At 71.6% G+C, this 16500-nt stretch carries 16 protein-coding genes; 13 read left to right on the forward strand and 3 right to left on the reverse strand.

The window, feature by feature from the left end:
* Positions 1-29: 29 nt before the first annotated feature.
* Both AC1DWR_RS17205 and AC1DWR_RS17210 read right to left on the reverse strand, forming a co-directional pair.
* Positions 30-419, reverse strand: coding sequence for a VOC family protein (locus AC1DWR_RS17205; protein ID WP_477613825.1), 390 nt, complete (start codon positions 417-419; stop codon positions 30-32).
* A gap of 24 nt (positions 420-443) precedes the next feature.
* Positions 444-1277 (reverse strand): alpha/beta fold hydrolase, encoded by an 834-nt coding sequence (locus AC1DWR_RS17210; protein WP_477624874.1) that lies wholly within the window; start codon positions 1275-1277, stop codon positions 444-446.
* Positions 1278-1355: 78 nt separating this feature from the next.
* On the opposite strand from AC1DWR_RS17210, the gene AC1DWR_RS17215 reads away from it, so the two are divergent.
* The 3 genes from AC1DWR_RS17215 to AC1DWR_RS17225 all read left to right on the forward strand — a co-directional run bounded on the left by AC1DWR_RS17215 (position 1356) and on the right by AC1DWR_RS17225 (position 4808).
* Complete coding sequence (locus tag AC1DWR_RS17215) at positions 1356-1793, forward strand: SRPBCC family protein (protein WP_477613823.1); 438 nt, start codon at positions 1356-1358, stop codon at positions 1791-1793.
* A 42-nt stretch (positions 1794-1835) separates the two neighbouring features.
* Positions 1836-3155: an MFS transporter gene (locus AC1DWR_RS17220; RefSeq protein WP_477613822.1), complete on the forward strand. Its 1320-nt coding sequence runs from the start codon at positions 1836-1838 to the stop codon at positions 3153-3155.
* Positions 3156-3440: 285 nt separating this feature from the next.
* Positions 3441-4808, forward strand: coding sequence for a C40 family peptidase (locus tag AC1DWR_RS17225; RefSeq protein WP_477613821.1), 1368 nt, complete (start codon positions 3441-3443; stop codon positions 4806-4808).
* A gap of 36 nt (positions 4809-4844) precedes the next feature.
* On the opposite strand, the gene AC1DWR_RS17230 is transcribed toward AC1DWR_RS17225, so the two are convergent.
* Entirely contained in the window at positions 4845-5402 is a 558-nt protein-coding gene (locus AC1DWR_RS17230) for an inorganic diphosphatase (RefSeq protein ID WP_477613820.1), read from the reverse strand.
* A gap of 111 nt (positions 5403-5513) precedes the next feature.
* Here AC1DWR_RS17230 and dacB point away from each other — a divergent pair, with 111 nt between their 5' ends.
* The 10 genes from dacB to AC1DWR_RS17280 all read left to right on the forward strand — a co-directional run bounded on the left by dacB (position 5514) and on the right by AC1DWR_RS17280 (position 16463).
* On the forward strand, positions 5514-6953 hold the full coding sequence (dacB, locus tag AC1DWR_RS17235; RefSeq protein ID WP_477613819.1) for a D-alanyl-D-alanine carboxypeptidase/D-alanyl-D-alanine endopeptidase: 1440 nt from the start codon (positions 5514-5516) through the stop codon (positions 6951-6953).
* A 14-nt stretch (positions 6954-6967) separates the two neighbouring features.
* Positions 6968-8041 (forward strand): zinc-dependent metalloprotease, encoded by a 1074-nt coding sequence (locus tag AC1DWR_RS17240; RefSeq protein ID WP_477624875.1) that lies wholly within the window; start codon positions 6968-6970, stop codon positions 8039-8041.
* A gap of 43 nt (positions 8042-8084) precedes the next feature.
* Positions 8085-9065, forward strand: coding sequence for a tRNA lysidine(34) synthetase TilS (gene tilS / locus AC1DWR_RS17245; protein ID WP_477613817.1), 981 nt, complete (start codon positions 8085-8087; stop codon positions 9063-9065).
* Positions 9066-9100: 35 nt separating this feature from the next.
* Positions 9101-9652, forward strand: a complete 552-nt coding sequence (hpt, locus tag AC1DWR_RS17250) for a hypoxanthine phosphoribosyltransferase (RefSeq protein ID WP_477613816.1) — start codon at positions 9101-9103, stop codon at positions 9650-9652.
* Positions 9653-9807: 155 nt separating this feature from the next.
* Positions 9808-11904, forward strand: a complete 2097-nt coding sequence (gene ftsH / locus AC1DWR_RS17255) for an ATP-dependent zinc metalloprotease FtsH (protein ID WP_477613815.1) — start codon at positions 9808-9810, stop codon at positions 11902-11904.
* Positions 11894-12487 (forward strand): GTP cyclohydrolase I FolE, encoded by a 594-nt coding sequence (folE, locus tag AC1DWR_RS17260; protein ID WP_477613814.1) that lies wholly within the window; start codon positions 11894-11896, stop codon positions 12485-12487. The genes ftsH and folE overlap by 11 nt, the downstream gene beginning before the upstream one ends.
* Positions 12484-14220 (forward strand): phosphatidylglycerol lysyltransferase domain-containing protein, encoded by a 1737-nt coding sequence (locus tag AC1DWR_RS17265; RefSeq protein ID WP_477613813.1) that lies wholly within the window; start codon positions 12484-12486, stop codon positions 14218-14220. The genes folE and AC1DWR_RS17265 overlap by 4 nt, the downstream gene beginning before the upstream one ends.
* 59 nt (positions 14221-14279) lie before the next feature.
* A complete protein-coding gene (gene folP, locus AC1DWR_RS17270) occupies positions 14280-15077 on the forward strand; it encodes a dihydropteroate synthase (RefSeq protein WP_477613916.1) in 798 nt (265 codons plus the stop codon).
* A gap of 28 nt (positions 15078-15105) precedes the next feature.
* Entirely contained in the window at positions 15106-15990 is an 885-nt protein-coding gene (folK, locus tag AC1DWR_RS17275) for a 2-amino-4-hydroxy-6-hydroxymethyldihydropteridine diphosphokinase (RefSeq protein WP_477613812.1), read from the forward strand.
* On the forward strand, positions 15987-16463 hold the full coding sequence (locus tag AC1DWR_RS17280; RefSeq protein WP_477613811.1) for a DUF3180 domain-containing protein: 477 nt from the start codon (positions 15987-15989) through the stop codon (positions 16461-16463). The genes folK and AC1DWR_RS17280 overlap by 4 nt, the downstream gene beginning before the upstream one ends.
* The last annotated feature ends 37 nt before the right edge of the window (positions 16464-16500 follow it).

Consider the following 16500-nt stretch of genomic DNA (forward strand, 5'->3'; position numbering starts at 1 on the left):
CGCAGGGTCGGGCAGCGGGGGCGCTGTGGTCAGCCGTCTGCCCTCGGCGCGTGGCTGACCAGCCCGACGAGGTTGCCCTCGCTGTCGCGGATGAAGGCCATCCACTCGTCGCTGCCGGCGGGCCCGAGGGTGTCGTCGGTGTGGCTGAAGATGACGTGCGGCTCGGCCTCGACCACGACCCCGTCGGCGCGCAGCTCCTCGATGCGGGTGGGGACGTCGTCGACGGCGAGGTACAGCAGGGCCGAGCTCGCACCCTCCTCGAGGAGGAGCCGGGTGTCGCCGAGCCCGAAGAACAGCAGTCCGGGCGGGTCGAACCTGGCCAGTGGTGGCGACCCGAGCAGCCGTTCGTAGAAGGCGGCCGCTCGGTCGAGGTCCTCAGCGTGCTGGGCCACCTGTGCCAGTCCGGTGCCACCTGTCATCGCACCCACCTCCTGGGCGTGAATCTACTGCTGGAGCGTGCGTCGCCGCTCGAGGATGACCGCGGCGACCTCCTGCGGATGGGTCTCTGGCAGCCAGTGCCCGGCGTCGAGCTCGGTGAAGGTATAGTCGGCGGCCACGTGGCTCCGGGTGCGCTCGGCGGCCGCCCGGCCCAGCGCCGGGTCGTGCCGGCCCCAGACGTAGGCCGTGGGCGTCGAGATCCGGTGTGAGGTGGTCGCATCGTGAGGGGCGCTGCGGCGCAACGGAATTGCGCGATACCACGCCAACCCGCCACTGGCCATGCCCGGCCGACGGAACCGCGCGGCATACCTCTGCACGTGCTGCTCGGGCAGGCCGGAACGGCGCAGGGCGGCAGGCAGGCGACGACGCAGGACCAGCTCGGGCAGGGCGGGGAGCTGGAAGGCGGCCATGTACCAGCTGCGCCGGGCCTGGTCCGCGTGGCGCAGCGCCCAGGCGATGGCCCGGTGGTGCGGCGTGGAGACCGCGGTGAGGCTCAGCAGCCGTTCGGGGTGACGCTCGGCGAAGGCCCAGGCGACCGAGCCACCCCAGTCGTGGCCCACGAGGTGCACCCGGGTCTCGCCGAGCGCGTCGACGAGGGCCAGCACGTCGGACACGAGCTCGCTCATGCGATAGGCATCGCGACCCCGGGGGAGCGCGCCCGGCGAGTAGCCCCGCTGGTCGAACGTCACCACGCGCAGGCCGTCGGCGGCGAGCAGCGGGGCCACCTGCGACCACGTGTGCCGGTCCTGGGGCCAGCCGTGCAGCAGGACCACGACCTCGTCGCCGGCGCCGCTGTCCGCGACGTCGAACACCAGGCCGTCCCGGGTGAAACGCTCCATGGGGCGAACCTACCGGGGTGCCTGGCGAGGGCGGACGTGGTGGGCAGCGGCCCGGCGGGGGCGAGCATGATGAGTGGTGTGCCGACCTTCCACTTCCACCACCGGTGGCGCCTGCCCGCCGCTCCCGGGCGCGTCTTCGACGCACTCGCGGACGTGGAGCGGTACGCGCTGTGGTGGCCGCAGGTCCGCTCCGCCGAACGCATCGACGACCACTCCGGGCGCACCGACATCCGCAGCTTCCTGCCCTACACGCTGCACCTGGTGCTGCGACGGGAGGTCGAGGACCCGTCGACCGGTCACTTGCGGGTCGAGGTCAGCGGTGACCTCGAGGGCTGGTGCGAGTGGCGGGTCCGGGCTGGTGACGACGGCGCCACGATCGCCGACTTCGACCAGGAGGCCGTCGTCACCCCCGTGCTGCTGGCGCGGACCGCGCGCGTGACCGGGCCGTTGCTGCGCGCCAACCACGGCTGGATGATGAGGTCGGGGCGAGCCGGGCTGGCGGACTACCTGGCTTGACCCGCGGTGCCCGTGAAGTCGGGCTTGGGGGACACTGGGGCCGTGACCAGACCCGCCACCCAGTTCGCACTCGGCGGGCGGCGGGCGTGGATCGTGTATGCCGCGTCCGTGTCGGTCTACGTGCTGGCCGTCTTCCACCGCAGCTCGCTCGGGGTGGCGGGGCTGCTGGCCAGTGAGCGCTTCGACATCGCGGCCACGCAGCTGTCCGTGTTCACCATGGTGCAGCTGCTCGTCTATGCGGCCATGCAGATCCCCGTCGGCGCGCTGCTCGACCGGTTCGGGCCCAAGAGGCTGCTGCTCACGGGCGTGACGATGATGACCGTCGCGCAGCTGGGGTTCGCCTTCGCCGACTCCTTCGTGGTGGGCATCGCGGCCAGGGTGTTCGTCGGGATCGGCGACGCGATGATCTTCATCCCCCTGCTGCGCCTGGTGGCCCTGTGGTTCCCGCCGCTGCGCATCCCGATGGTCTCCCAGCTCACCGGGCTCCTCGGCCAGCTGGGGGCCCTCGTGGCGGCGACTCCCCTCGTCTACGCCCTCCACACCTGGGGCTGGACGCCGTCCTACGCGGGTGCCGCGCTCTTCGGCGTCGTCCTGGCGGCGATCGTCCTGGTGGTCGTGCGGGACTCGCCAAACCCCGACCACGAGCTCGACCAGATCAAGGTCCGGGCGCTGGCCCGCAGCGTGCGCGCCGCCTGGCGCACCCCCGGCACCCGGCTCGGCCTGTGGTCGCACTTCTCCGCCCAGTTCGGCGCGACGGTGTTCGCCCTCCTGTGGGGCTACCCGTTCCTCGTGGCCGGGCAGGGGCTCTCGCCGAAGGCGGCGGGCATCCTGCTCATGCTGATGACCGTGACGACAGTTGTCACCAGTCCCCTCATCGGTGGGTTCGTCACGAAGTACCCGTTCTCGCGCTCGACCCTGATCCTCGGGATCGTCTTCTCGATCATGACGGTCTGGGCGGTCGTGCTGCTGTGGCCCGGGCGGGCGCCGCTGCCCCTGCTGGTGCTGCTCGTCGTCATCACGGCGGTCGGTGGTCCCGGCTCGCTGGTCGGCTTCGACCTGGCCCGGACGTTCAACCCGCCCACGCGGCTCGGGAGTGCCACGGGGATCGTGAACGTCGGCGGCTTCCTCGCCTCGCTGTCGACCGTGACGCTGATCGGCATCATCCTCGACAGGGTGGCGCCCGGTGGGCCGAGCACCTACGACGTCGACACCTTCCGCGCCGCGATGTCGGTGCAGTACCTCGTCTGGGGTGCCGGTGTCGTGCAGATCCTCCGTTACCGCCGCAAGACCCGCCGGGCCCTGAAGGAAGGCGATCCCGAGGCCTACGCCGCCCTGCGAGCCGGCGAGGCCATCACGCCCTGATCTCGCCGACTTCTGGAGCGGGGCGAGATCGCCGCTCAGGGCCTCTCACCTGCGAAAATGCGGATTTCGTTACCGATTCGTGACCGTTGTCGGACAGGTGATCGAAGGAGCGTCGCTGCCTGCTGAAAGACATCCGTGTAACTCCCCGAACTACAGGGGTGTCATTCGCCGTACCGGCGTAAGGCGTGGGATTTGTGTGACTGGAGTGTTCCGAGTGAAAACCCGGCTCTAGTCTCGTGCGGCTGTCACAACCAGACCGGTCCCCCGACTCGAGAGGCATCCCCCGTGCCGAACGCCCGCCCCGCACGTCGCGCGCTGCGCTCCGGCGCGACCCTGTCGATCGTGGGGATCCTGGCCGTCAGCACGGGGCTGTCCGCCTCCGCCAACCCGGGCCCGGTCTACCCGTCCAAGTCCCAGGTCGACAAGGCGAAGTCGGCTGTCGCCAGCACCTCCGGCAAGGTCTCGAGCCTTGACGCGCAGTACGCGACGGCCAGCGCCCGGCTGAGCCAGGTGCAGGAGAGCGCGGCGGCAGCGGCCGAGGCCTACAACGGGGCCCGCTACCAGCTCGACAAGCGCACGGCCGAGACAGCGGCAGCCAAGAAGCGTGCAGCCCAGGCCCAGGAGATCGCCGACGCCGCGGGACTGCAGGTGCGTCGCTACGCGGCCAGTGTCTACCAGCAGGGCGGCAACCTCGGTGAGCTCGACGCCTACCTGTCGAGCACCGGACCGCAGGACCTGCTGGACCGCGCCACCGCCCTCGAGGCCGTCAGCGACGCCCGGACGCGCACCCTGCAGCGGGCAGCCGCCTCCTCGATCGTCGCCGACACCATGCGCCAGCAGGCCGCCAGCGCCGAAGCGGCGCAGGCCAAGGCGGCAGCGGCCGCCCAGGCGGCTCGCAACGCTGCGCAGGCCCAGGCCGACCAGGCCCAGGCCGCAGCAGCCCAGATCCAGCACCAGCAGCAGGCGCTCACCGTGCAGCTGGCCAGCCTCCGCAAGACCTCGGTGACCCTCGAGAAGCAGCGCCAGGACGGTCTGGCCGCGGCAGCCGTCGCCCGCGCCGCCGCGGCCGAGGCGGCCAGGCAGGCTCGCCTTGCCGCCGAGCGGGCCAAGGCCGCCCGCACTGCTGCCGCACGGAAGGCGCCCCAGCAGGCAGCGGCCCGTGCCGCGGCCGAAGCGGCTCGCCAGAAGGCCGCTGCCGAAGCCGCCGAGCAGGCTGCTCGCGACGCCGCCCAGCACAACCAGCCGAAGCCCAGGCAGCAGCCCGACAACCCGCCCCCGCCGCCGCCGTCCACCAACGGTGGGGTCTCCGCGGTCATCGCGTACGCGCGCGCGCAGATCGGCAAGCCCTACGAGTGGGGTGGCGACGGCCCGAACACGTTCGACTGCTCCGGTCTCACGATGCGCGCCTGGCAGCGAGCCGGGGTCGGCCTCTCGCACTACACCGGTGCGCAGTGGGAGGAGACCTCACGGGTCGCCATCAGCGACCTGCGCGCCGGTGACCTCGTCTTCTTCGGCAGCTCCGGCCCGACCAGCCACCACGTGGGTCTCTACGTCGGCGACGGCCAGATGATCGAGGCTCCCTACACCGGCGCCGACGTCCGCTACGCCTCCATCTACCGGTCGGACCTCGTGTCCTACGGCGGCCGTCCCTAGCTCCTGTATGCCGGGTGCTCGCCTCCGCGCGCGGGTTCAGTCGGTGGGGGGCTTGGCCTCGGACATCGGCTCGGCGGACACGTCGGGCATGCGCCACCGAGCGGTCGTCATGCCGGCGTCCTTGGCGCGCTGGATCGCCTCGCGCACCACCTTCTCGGCTTCCTCACGGCCGGCCCAGTGGGCGCCTTCGACGGACTTGCCGGGCTCGAGGTCCTTGTAGGTCTCGAAGAAGTGCTGGATCTCGAGGCGGTCGAAGCTGCTGACCTGCTCGAGCTCGGTGATGTGCGCCTGGCGCGGGTCGCCCGCGGGCACACAGAGGATCTTGTCGTCGCCGCCCGCCTCGTCGCGCATGTGGAACATGCCGATCGGGCGCACGCGCACGAGGCAACCGGGGAAGGTCGGCTCCTCGAGGAGCACGAGGGCGTCGAGGGGGTCGCTGTCCTCGCCGAGGCTGTCCTCGACGTAGCCGTAGTCGGCCGGGTAGCGGGTGGAGGTGAACAGCAGGCGGTCGAGCCGGATCCGGCCCGTCTCGTGGTCGACCTCGTACTTGTTGCGGTGCCCCTGCGGGATCTCGATGGTGACGTCGAACTCCACGACGATGTCCCTTCCGTTGTGCGCATGCCTGAGACTTGGTGCGCGCGCCTATGACCTAGGCTCGCGGCTAAGTGTTCCGTATGACGCAAGTCCAGCGCCTGAGGGGGTCGAGTGCGTCGCATCCTCGCCGCCCTGCTGGCCGTGGTGGTGCTGGGGGTGGCCTACGCAGCGCTCGACGTGTTCGACATCGTGCCCGGGATCCTGACGCGTGACCAGCCCCGGGTCGCCCCGACGACCACCACCCCGACCGGCACGGCGACGCCGACGACCGCCGCGGTCCCGACCATCGACGCCGCCGCGCAACCGCTCCAGCCCGCGTCCGCCAGTGCTCCGATCCCGGACCCCGCCGCGCTGGCGAAGGCGCTCGCGACCGTCGTCTCCGACCCGGCGCTGCGTCCCGGGCCGGGCATCGTGGTTCGTGACGCGTTCACGGGCCAGACCCTGCTGACCAAGGACGCGACGAGGGCCCGGGTGCCCGCGTCCACGGCCAAGCTGCTGACGGCGCTGGCGGTCGACACGACGCTCGACCCCCTGTCCACCCTCCCCACGACCGTGGTGCAGGGCACCACGCCCGACGAGATCGTCCTGGTCGCGGGCGGCGACACGATGCTGGCCAGGGGCAAGGGAACGCCCACCGCCGTCGAGGGTCGCGCCGGGCTGGCGGACCTGGCGGATCAGGTCGCCTCGGCGCTGCAGGCCGCAGGGAAGACCCAGGTCAGTCTCCGGCTGGACACGACCTACGCCAAGGGTCCGCGCTGGGCGCCGGGCTGGAACCAGGCGGACGTGAACGCCGGCTACACCGGAGGGGTCTCGATGCTGGGCCTGGCAGGCCAGCGGGCCGTGCCGTTCAAGCCGGCACCACGCAACCCCGAGGCCGCCACGGGCGCCGCCTTCGTGGCCGCCCTGGCCAAGGTCGGCATCACGGCGACCCTCGCCCCGGAGGCCACCTGGTCCACCAAGGTGCCCGAGGGCGCCACCGAGCTGGGGCGGGTGGAGTCGGCCCCGATCGGCGACCTCCTCGCCCTCGCCCTCGACGACAGCGACAACGCGCTCACCGAGGGGCTCGCGCGAATGGCAGCCGTGAAGGCCGGGGACCCTGCGACCTTCGCGGCCGCCGTCTTGTTCGTGACGACGACGGTGCAGGCCCGGGGTGTCGACCTGACGGGGGTGGTCCTCAAGGACACCAGCGGGCTCACCTCGGGTCAGGCGATCCCTCCGCAGGTGCTCTCCGACGTGCTGCAGCTCGGAGCCGACGGTTCGGTCCCCGCCATGCAGGACACCATCGCGCGGCTGCCCGTGGCGGGCCTGTCGGGCACCCTGGCGACCCGGTTCCACGCGAGGAACACGCGCGCCGTCGCCGGCCTGGCCCGCGCCAAGACCGGCACGCTCACCGGCGTGAGCGCCATGGCCGGCACCGTCATCGACGCCGACGGGCGCGTGCTGTCCTTCGTCGTCCAGGCCGACGGGCTCCCCGGGGGCCCCGGAACGCTGAACGCCCGGGCCGCGTTGGACCGCTTCGTGGCGGTGCTCGCGACCTGCGGGTGTCCCTGACCTACCGTGAGGGGATGACCGTGTCCGAGGCAGCAGCTCCGAAGACCACCCGCTACGTCGACTGGCAGTTCGCCAAGACCACCGGGACGCGGCTGGTGCCCGCCGGACCCAAGGTGACGGTGGCCGAGGCTGCCGAGGTCGTCGCGTCGGTGCGGGCGGCGGCTCACCGAGCTCAGCAACCCGTCGCCGAGACCGCTCGGCTGCACGCCCCCGGCGACGCCCCCGGGCCCGTCGTCGTCGACCGCCGCACCTGGATCTCGCTCAACGCGGACTCGATGTCGGCGCTCATGGACCCCGTCTTCGGCAAGCTCGTCGACAGCCAGAAGACCGCCCCGAACCAGACCATGCAGGCCATCGGCGGCAAGGTCACCGGCGGCGAGGCCGGGGCGCTGCTGGCCTTCATGTCGAGCAAGGTCCTCGGTCAGTACGACCTGGCACCGGGTGGCACGCCACAGCTGATGCTCGTGGCCCCCAACCTCGTCCAGGTCGAGCGCGAGCTCGGCCTCGACCCGGCCGACTTCCGGCTCTGGGTCTGCATGCACGAGGAGACCCACCGCGTGCAGTTCACGGCGGTGCCCTGGCTGCGCGACCACATGGTCGAGCGCGTCCGCACCCTGGCGTCCGACCTGGTCCCCGACCCCGAGTCGCTGCAGGAGACGCTCTCGCGCCTCACCAAGCAGCTGCCCGACGCACTCAAGAGCGGCGGCGCCGGCCTCACCGACCTGATCGCCACGCCGGAGCAGCGCGCCGAGCTCGCCGGCGTCACGGCGGTCATGTCGCTGCTCGAGGGGCACGCCGACGTCGTCATGGACGAGGTCGGCCCCCAGATCATCCCCTCCGTGGCCCACATCCGCAGCAAGTTCAACGAGCGCCGCAAGGGCGTCGGCGCCTTCGACCGGGTGCTGCGCCGGCTGCTGGGGCTCGAGGCCAAGATGCGGCAGTACCGCGACGGCGCGATCTTCGTCCGCGAGGTCACCGCGGCCGTCGGCACCGACGGCTTCAACCGCATCTGGGAGTCCCCCGAGACGCTCCCGCTGCCGGCCGAGATCGCCACGCCCTCGGCCTGGGTGTCCCGGGTCCACGGCTGACCGGTGGCCGCACACCCTCGCACTGTGCTCCCGGAGGTCTGACGTGACCGGCCCCCACCCGGCCAGCGCGGCCATCCGCGTCGCTGTGCGCGTGACCCTGGCCGAGTGCCGGCCCGGCGACCTGGTCCTCGTCGCGTGCAGCGGGGGAGCGGACTCGCTCGCGCTCGCGGCGGCGGTCGCCTTCGAGGCGCCGAAGCTGGCTGTCCGGGGCGGTGCGGTCGTCGTCGACCACGGGCTCTCGGCCGAGTCCGCGGACGTTGCCCGCCGGGCGGCCGAGCAGTGCGAGGCCCTCGGGCTGGCGCCGGTGAGCAGGGCCGTGGTCGAGGTCGTCCAGGGCCCCGACGGCCTCGAGTCCGCCGCTCGCGACGCCCGCTACGCCGCCTTCGACACAGCCGCCGAGCGGCACGGCGCGCGCCTCGTTCTCCTGGGCCACACCCTCGACGACCAGGCGGAGCAGGTCCTGCTCGGCCTCACGCGGGGTGCGGGCGCCAGGTCCCTCGCCGGTATGCCGCGGGCTCGCGACCGCTTCCGGCGTCCCCTCCTGGGGGTCACCAGGGCACAGACCCGATCCTCGTGCGCCGCCGAGGGCCTCACCCGGTGGGACGACCCGATGAACGACGACCCGGCCTTCACCCGGGTCCGCGCCCGCCGGGCCCTCCTGGACCTCGAGCGCGACCTCGGCCCCGGTGTCGCAGCCGCCCTCGCACGCACTGCGGACCTTCTGCGTCAGGACGCCGACCACCTCGACGACCTCGCCGACGCGGCCGTCGTGGCGCTGGGGGCCGGGCCCTGGAGGACCGGGGACCTGGCCGCCCTGCCGCGGGCCGTGCGCACCCGGGTCTGGCGCCGCCTCGCGGTCGCGGCCGGTGCGCCGGCCGGGCAGGTGAGCACCCGGCATACGGAGGCGTGTGACGCCCTCCTCACGCAGTGGCACGGACAGGGTCCGGTGAGCCTGCCCGGCCCGCTGCAGGCGACCCGATCTGGCGGTCGGGTATCCATCGCCCCACCTGCTCGGGTTGAATAGCCCCGCACCCGCCGACAACTGAGGGAGTTTGAGCCGTGGACGCTGCCCATATGGGAGCCGATCTCGAGAAGGTCCTCATCACCGAGGAGGAGATCCACGCCAGGCTCGACGAGCTCGCCACCGAGATCTGGGCCGAGTACGAAGGCAAGGACCTGCTCCTCGTCGGCGTCCTCAAGGGCGCCGTCATGGTGATGGCAGACCTGTCCCGCGCGCTGCCCGGCACGGCCCCGGTCGACTGGATGGCCGTGTCGTCCTACGGCTCGGGCACGAAGTCCTCGGGTGTGGTCCGGATCCTCAAGGACCTCGACACCGACATCACCGGCAAGCACGTCCTCATCGTCGAGGACATCGTCGACTCCGGGCTGACGCTCTCGTGGATCAAGGCCAACCTGGAGTCCCGCTCGCCGGCCTCGGTGGAGATCTGCACGCTGCTCCGCAAGCCCGAGGCCGCGAAGGTCGAGATCGACGTGAAGTGGGTGGGCTTCGACATCCCCAACGAGTTCGTCGTGGGGTACGGCCTCGACTACGCCGAGAACTACCGCAACCTGCGCGAGGTGGGCACGCTCGCCCCCCACGTCTACGCCTGAGGCGTACTCGGAACACTGGGCCGATCCGGGTCGTTGTCCAGCACGAGCCACCGGAGCACTGCGTAGTACCGTCGTGGTAGAGCCGAGCCCAGGCCGGGCAACGGCACCCAGCGTCAGCGAGCAGGAGGAACGGGGCGGCCAGCCCCGCTACACACATGGATTTCAAGCGCATCCTTCGGGCCCCGTTGTTCTGGGTCGTTGCCGTCATCGCGATCACGTTGATGGTCTTCAGCCTCAGCGACGCCGGTGGCTACACGCGGATCGACACCTCCGCCGCACAGCAGCTCATCACCGAGAAGAAGGTGGAGCGCGCCGTCGTCACGAACAACGAGGTGGTCGACCTCGACCTCAAGAAGGGTGTGACCTACTCCGACGGCAAGAACGTCAAGAACGCCACGAAGGTCCGCACGCAGTACGTCGAGGCCGCCGGTCCGTCGTTCATCAAGCTCCTCGAGGACAACACCCCTCCCGGGCGGATCAACCAGGTCATCAAGGACACCAACCCGCTGCTGTCGCTGCTGGGCTCGCTGTTGCCGATCATCATCCTGCTCGGCCTCTTCTGGTTCCTCATGAACCAGATGCAGGGTGGCGGTTCGCGCGTCATGCAGTTCGGCAAGTCCAAGGCCAAGCTCGCCAGCAAGGACACGCCCAAGGTCACCTTCGCGGACGTTGCGGGGGCCGACGAGGCGGTCGAGGAGCTCCACGAGATCAAGGAGTTTCTGGCCGAGCCGGCGAAGTTCCTGGCGGTGGGTGCCAAGATCCCCAAGGGCGTCCTGCTCTACGGCCCTCCCGGCACGGGCAAGACCCTGCTCGCCCGGGCCGTTGCCGGTGAGGCCGGGGTGCCGTTCTACTCGATCTCGGGTTCGGACTTCGTCGAGATGTTCGTCGGTGTCGGTGCGAGCCGGGTCCGCGACCTGTTCGAGCAGGCCAAGGCCAACGCCCCGGCGATCGTCTTCGTCGACGAGATCGACGCCGTAGGCCGGCACCGTGGTGCGGGCCTCGGCGGTGGCCACGACGAGCGTGAGCAGACCCTCAACCAGCTGCTGGTGGAGATGGACGGCTTCGACGTCAAGACCAACGTCATCCTCATCGCGGCGACCAACCGCCCCGACATCCTCGACCCGGCCCTGCTGCGCCCCGGCCGCTTCGACCGCCAGATCGCGGTCGAGGCTCCCGACATGATCGGGCGGCACCGCATCCTCGAGGTGCACTCGCAGGGCAAGCCGATGGCCACCGGCGTCGACCTGCTCGCGGTCGCCCGCCGGACGCCCGGCTTCACAGGTGCCGACCTCGCCAACGTGCTCAACGAGGCGGCCCTGCTGACGGCTCGCAGCGACGGCAAGCTCATCGACGACGCCGCGCTGGACGAGGCCATCGACCGGGTCATCGCCGGCCCCCAGAAGCGCACCCGGATCATGTCCGCCAAGGAGCGCAAGATCACGGCCTACCACGAGGGCGGGCACGCGATCGTGGCAGCAGCCATGAACCACCTCGACCCGGTGACCAAGGTGACGATCCTGCCCCGCGGCCGGGCGCTCGGCTACACGATGGTGATGCCGACCGACGACAAGTACTCCACGACGCGCAACGAGATCCTCGACCAGCTGTCCTATGCGATGGGTGGCCGGGTGGCCGAGGAGGTCGTCTTCCACGACCCCACGACCGGTGCCTCGAACGACATCGAGAAGGCCACCGGTATGGCCCGCAAGATGGTCACCGAGTACGGCATGAGCGAGCGCGTCGGCGCCATCAAGCTCGGCCAGTCGCAGGGCGAGGTCTTCCTCGGCCGCGACATGGGTCACCAGCGGGACTACTCCGAAGAGGTCGCCAGCATCGTCGACGAAGAGGTGCGCAAGCTCATCGACGCCGCCCACGACGAGGCCTGGCACGTCATCAACGACAACCGCGACATCCTCGACCGGCTGGTCCTGGACCTGCTCGAGCACGAGACGCTGAACGCCAAGGAGCTCGCGGCCATCTTCGAGCCGATCCGCAAGCGCCCCGTGCGCCCGACCTGGCTCTCCAGCGAGACCCGGTTCCTCTCCGACCAGCCGCCCGTCCTGACCCCGGCCGAGAAGGCCGCCCAGAACGGCTCGGCCCCCGCCCTGGAGTCCGCGGGCACCAACCGCCAGACCGCCGAGGCGATCGACAAGGCGGCCGAGGCCGGCGCGGTGAAGGCCCACGAGGAGCACCCGCCCACCCAGGTGATCGAGGTCCCCGAGGGTGGCCAGGTCGATCCGAATGGCCACTGAGGCCAAGCCTCACGTGGTCGACCAGCCGCGTGCGGAGGCTGCCGTGCGTGAGCTGTTGATCGCCATCGGCGAGGATCCCGACCGCGAGGGACTGGTCGAGACCCCGGCGAGGGTGGCGCGGGCGTACGGCGAGTTCTTCGCCGGGCTGGCTCTCGACCCCGCGGAGGTCCTCGCCAAGACGTTCCAGATCGAGCACGACGAGATGATCCTGGTGCGCGACATCGAGGTCTACTCGATGTGCGAGCACCACCTCGTGCCCTTCCACGGCGTGGCCCACGTCGGCTACATCCCGGCCAAAGACGGCCGCGTGACCGGACTGTCCAAGCTGGCCCGGCTCGTCGAGATGTACGCCCGGCGACCGCAGGTGCAGGAGCGGTTGACGACTCAGGTCGCCGACTCGCTCGTCACCCACCTCGGCGCCCAGGGCGTCATCGTCATCGTCGAGTGCGAGCACCTCTGCATGTCGATGCGCGGCATCCGCAAGCCGGGGTCGCGGACGATCACCTCGGCCGTGCGGGGCCAGCTGCGCGACGCGGCCACCCGTGCCGAAGCCATGGCGCTACTTCTGGGGGGCAAGCGGTGACCGGACGCGAACTCGCGCGCCCCACCACCCCTGCCAAGCCCAACAGCCGGCTCCCCGGCATGCTCGCGGCGTCCAAGGCGCCCCGACTGCTCGGCAACCTCACCTACCTCGTCGGCACGCTGGACCTGCTGACCGGCCTGCTGCACTCCTGGCGGGTCCACCTCCAGGGGCTCACCGAGGTGCTGCCCGGTGCCCTCTCCGATGCGGCAGCGGCGGCGACGGTGGTGTCCGGGATCTTCCTCATCGTGCTGGGGCACTCGCTCAAGCGTCGCAAGCGGCGCGCCTGGCGGGCGGCGGTCGGACTACTCGCCCTGTCGGTGGTCCTGCACGCCATCAAGACCGAACCCGCCTCTGCAGTCATCTCCCTCGTCGGTCTCGGGCTGCTCGTGCGGTACCGCACCGAGTTCCGCGCCCTCGGTGACCCGACGACGCGGTGGCGCGCAGTTCGCGCCTTCGTGGTGCTGCTCGTCGTGTCCGTGCTGGCCGGCGGCCTGGTCATCTGGCTCAACCGGCGCGACATCGTGGGCGGCTTCCCGGGGCCGGGGGAGCTCGTGCAGGAGCTGGGCCTGGGCATGGTCGGGGCCAACGGGCCCCTGACGTTCACGCAGGACAGGTCCGCCGACATCGTCGGGTCGCTGCTGCTCGGGCTGGGGCTGATGACGCTGCTGACGCCGGTCTACCTCGCGCTGCGTCCCGCCGAGCCCGTGCCGTCCCTGACCGATGACGACGAAGCCCGCCTCCGTGCCCTCGTCGACCGGCACGGCGACTCCCTGGCCTACTTCAACACCCGGCGCGACAAGTCGGTGATCTGGTCGTCGTCCGGCAAGGCGGCGATCGCCTACCGCGTGGTGTCCGGCGTGATGCTGGCCAGCGGTGACCCCGTGGGCGACCCCGAGGCCTGGCCCGGTGCGATGCACGCCTTCCTCGCGGAGGCAGCTGCGCATGCGTGGACGCCCGCCGTGCTGGGCTGCTCCGAGCACGCCGGCACGATCTGGGTGCGCGAGACCGGCTACACGGCGCTGGAGCTCGGCGACGAAGCCGTCGTCGACGCCTCGACCTTCACCCTCGAGGGCCGCCCGATGCGCAACGTGCGACAGATGGTGGGCCGGGTCGCGCGGGCCGGGTATGCCGTGGACGTCTGCCGCGTCCGTGACGTCACCACCGACGTGCGTGACCACGCCATGGCGGACGCCTCCGCATGGCGGTCCAGCGCCACCGAGCGCGGGTTCTCGATGGCGCTCGGCAGGTTGCTCGACGAGGGCGACCCCGAGTGCGTGTTCGTGGCCGCACGGCAGGATGGGGTCGTGCGAGCCTTCCTGCAGTTCGTCCCCTGGGGTCCCGACGGGATGTCCCTCGACGTCATGCGGCGTGACTCGAGCGCCGACGCGGGGGTCAACGAGCTGATGATCACCGAGGCGCTCGCGGCGGCGCCGGGTCTGGGCGTGCGACGGGTCTCGCTGAACTTCGCGGCGTTCCGCTCCGTGCTGGAGCGCGGTGGCAAGCTGGGTGCCGGGCCGATCCTCAAGTCCTGGCGGCGGGTGCTGCTGTTCGCGTCGCGGTGGCTGCAGATCGAGAGCCTCTACCGGTTCAACGCCAAGTTCCAGCCGCAGTGGCAGCCACGGTTCCTCGTCTACCCCTCGGGATCGGACCTGCCGCGGGTCGGTCTGGCTGCTCTGGAGGCCGAGGCCTTCCTCACCTGGCCGACGCTCGGCCGGCTCGGCGGTGGGGCGTGAGCACTCCGGCTGGGAACGTCTCGTGGCCGCTGCGACGGGCCGACGGGCTCCCGGTCGTGATGGGCGTGGTCAACGTGACCCCCGACTCGTTCAGCGACGGCGGCCAGTGGTTCGAGCCGTCCGCGGCCGTCGAGCACGGTCGTGAGCTGGTCTCCCAGGGTGCCGACATCCTCGATGTCGGCGGGGAGTCGACGCGACCGGGTGCCGAGCGTCCGTCGGTGGCCGAGGAGAAGCGCCGGGTGCTCCCGGTCGTCGCCGCCCTCGCCGCGGCGGGCGCCGTCGTGTCGGTCGACACCATGCGCGCGGAGGTCGCGGCCGAGGCGCTCGCGGCCGGGGCGGCCATCGTCAACGACGTGAGCGGGGGGATGGCCGACCCGGAGATGGCCGGCGTCGTCGCGTCGGCAGGGGTGCCGTTCGTCGCGATGCACTGGCGTGGGCACAGCGTCGACATGCAGTCCCGGGCGGTCTACGACGACGTGGTGGCAGACGTGGTGGCCGAGCTGTCCCAGCGGGCAGGGGAGCTCGCGGCTGCAGGGATCGGGGCCGACCGGATCGTGCTCGATCCCGGCTTCGGGTTCGCCAAGCTGACCGGGCACAACTGGTCGCTCCTGCGCGGGCTCGACCGGCTGGTCGAGCTCGGCCACCCGGTCCTGGTCGGCACCTCCCGCAAGACGTTCCTGGGCCGGATCGGCGTGTCCGCGGGGGCTGAGCCGCGGCCACCACTGGATCGCGACGTGGCCACGGCCGCGACGTCCGTGCATGCCGCGCAGCTGGGGGCGTGGGGCGTGCGCGTCCACCACGTCCCCTCGACCCTCGACGCCATGCGGGTCGCCCGCGCCATCCGGGACGCCCAGTGACGCCGGCAACAGCAACAGGGGTGCATCAGTGACGGATCAAATTGTCCTCAAAGGGATTTCGGCCAAGGGCTACCACGGCGTCCTCGACTTCGAGAAGCGTGACGGACAGACCTTCGTCGTGGATGTGACCCTGCACGTCGACCTCGGGCCCGCGGGCACGAGCGACGACCTGGCCGACACGGTCAACTACGCCGAGGTCGCGGGCGACGTCGTGGCGCTCATCGAGGGCGACTCCCTCGACCTGATCGAGGCCCTCGCGTCCCGCATCGCCGACCGCGTCCTCGCACGGCCCCTCGTCGAGGCGGTCGAGGTCGTCGTCCACAAGCCCGAAGCCCCCGTGGGACACCCGTTCACCGACGTGCAGGTGCGGGTCACCCGAGAGCGCCAGTCGCACGTCGTGATCGCGATGGGCTCCAACGTCGGCGACTCCCTGGAGACCCTGCACGACGCCGCCATCGCGCTCTACGGGCTGATCGACATCATCGAGGTGTCCCCGGTCGTCGAGACCGATCCGGTGGGTGGTCCCGACCAGCCGGCATACCTCAACGCCGTGGTGACGGGGACGACCCACCTCGCGCCGTCATCGCTCCTGGCCGGGCTGCACGACATCGAGCGGGCGCACGGCCGCACCCGTGAGGTCCACTGGGGCCCGAGGACCCTGGACCTCGACCTGGTCCAGTACGGCGACCCGGTGTTCGACACCGACATCGTGATGGACAGCCCGACACTCACCCTGCCGCACCCGCGGGCGCACGAGCGCGGCTTCGTGCTCGTGCCGTGGCTCCAGGCCGACTCGGAGGCGGTGCTGCGCGTGGGCGGCCAGGTCCGGCGGGTGGCCGACCTGGTCAGCGGGATGGACGTGTCCGGCGTGCGCCCGGGGCCCGACATCGACCTGCTGGAGGGGCCGTGGTGAACCAGGGCCACGGCCTGCGCTGGGCGCAGCTCGGCGCGATCGCCCTCGTCGTCGGGCTGCTGTCGTGGCTGGGCTGGAGGCTCTACCTCAACGCCGGCCACCTGCTGGGACCGGCGTCCTGGGTCTCCGCCGTCATGCTCGTCGCCATGGCGGTCCTGGTCATCGGGGCCGGGCTGCCGGTGCGCCGCTTCCTGCGCGGCGAGGCCCGCAAGTCGCTCAGCCCGATCCGGGCGGCCCGCACACTGGTGCTCGCCCAGGCCGCCGCGCTCACCGGTTCAGGCGTGCTGGGGTGGTATGCCGCGCAGGCGGCTCACGCGGTGGCGGACGTGGACCTGCCCGGCTACCGCGACCTGCTCTGGCGGCTGCTGTCGCTGTGCGCGGCGTCGTTGGTGCTCACGACCGCCGGGATGCTGACCCAGCGGATGTGCCGGGTCGACCCGCCCGGAGACGCGGACCGCGACTCCCGCACCTGACCACCGGCAACCGCCGTTGTGCGTGGACGGGGGGCGC

The sequence above is a fragment of the Pedococcus sp. P2_E2 genome (genome assembly GCF_056403955.1).

Bases quoted from the DNA above. Each gene is read 5' to 3' on its own strand.
- AC1DWR_RS17205 (WP_477613825.1), bottom strand. From the start codon at position 419: ATGACAGGTGGCACCGGACTGGCACAGGTGGCCCAGCACGCTGAGGAC.
- AC1DWR_RS17210 (WP_477624874.1), bottom strand. From the start codon at position 1,277: ATGGAGCGTTTCACCCGGGACGGCCTGGTGTTCGACGTCGCGGACAGC.
- AC1DWR_RS17240 (WP_477624875.1), top strand. From the start codon at position 6,968: ATGACCGTGTCCGAGGCAGCAGCTCCGAAGACCACCCGCTACGTCGAC.
- ftsH (WP_477613815.1), top strand. From the start codon at position 9,808: ATGGATTTCAAGCGCATCCTTCGGGCCCCGTTGTTCTGGGTCGTTGCC.
- folE (WP_477613814.1), top strand. From the start codon at position 11,894: ATGGCCACTGAGGCCAAGCCTCACGTGGTCGACCAGCCGCGTGCGGAG.
- folP (WP_477613916.1), top strand. From the start codon at position 14,280: ATGGGCGTGGTCAACGTGACCCCCGACTCGTTCAGCGACGGCGGCCAG.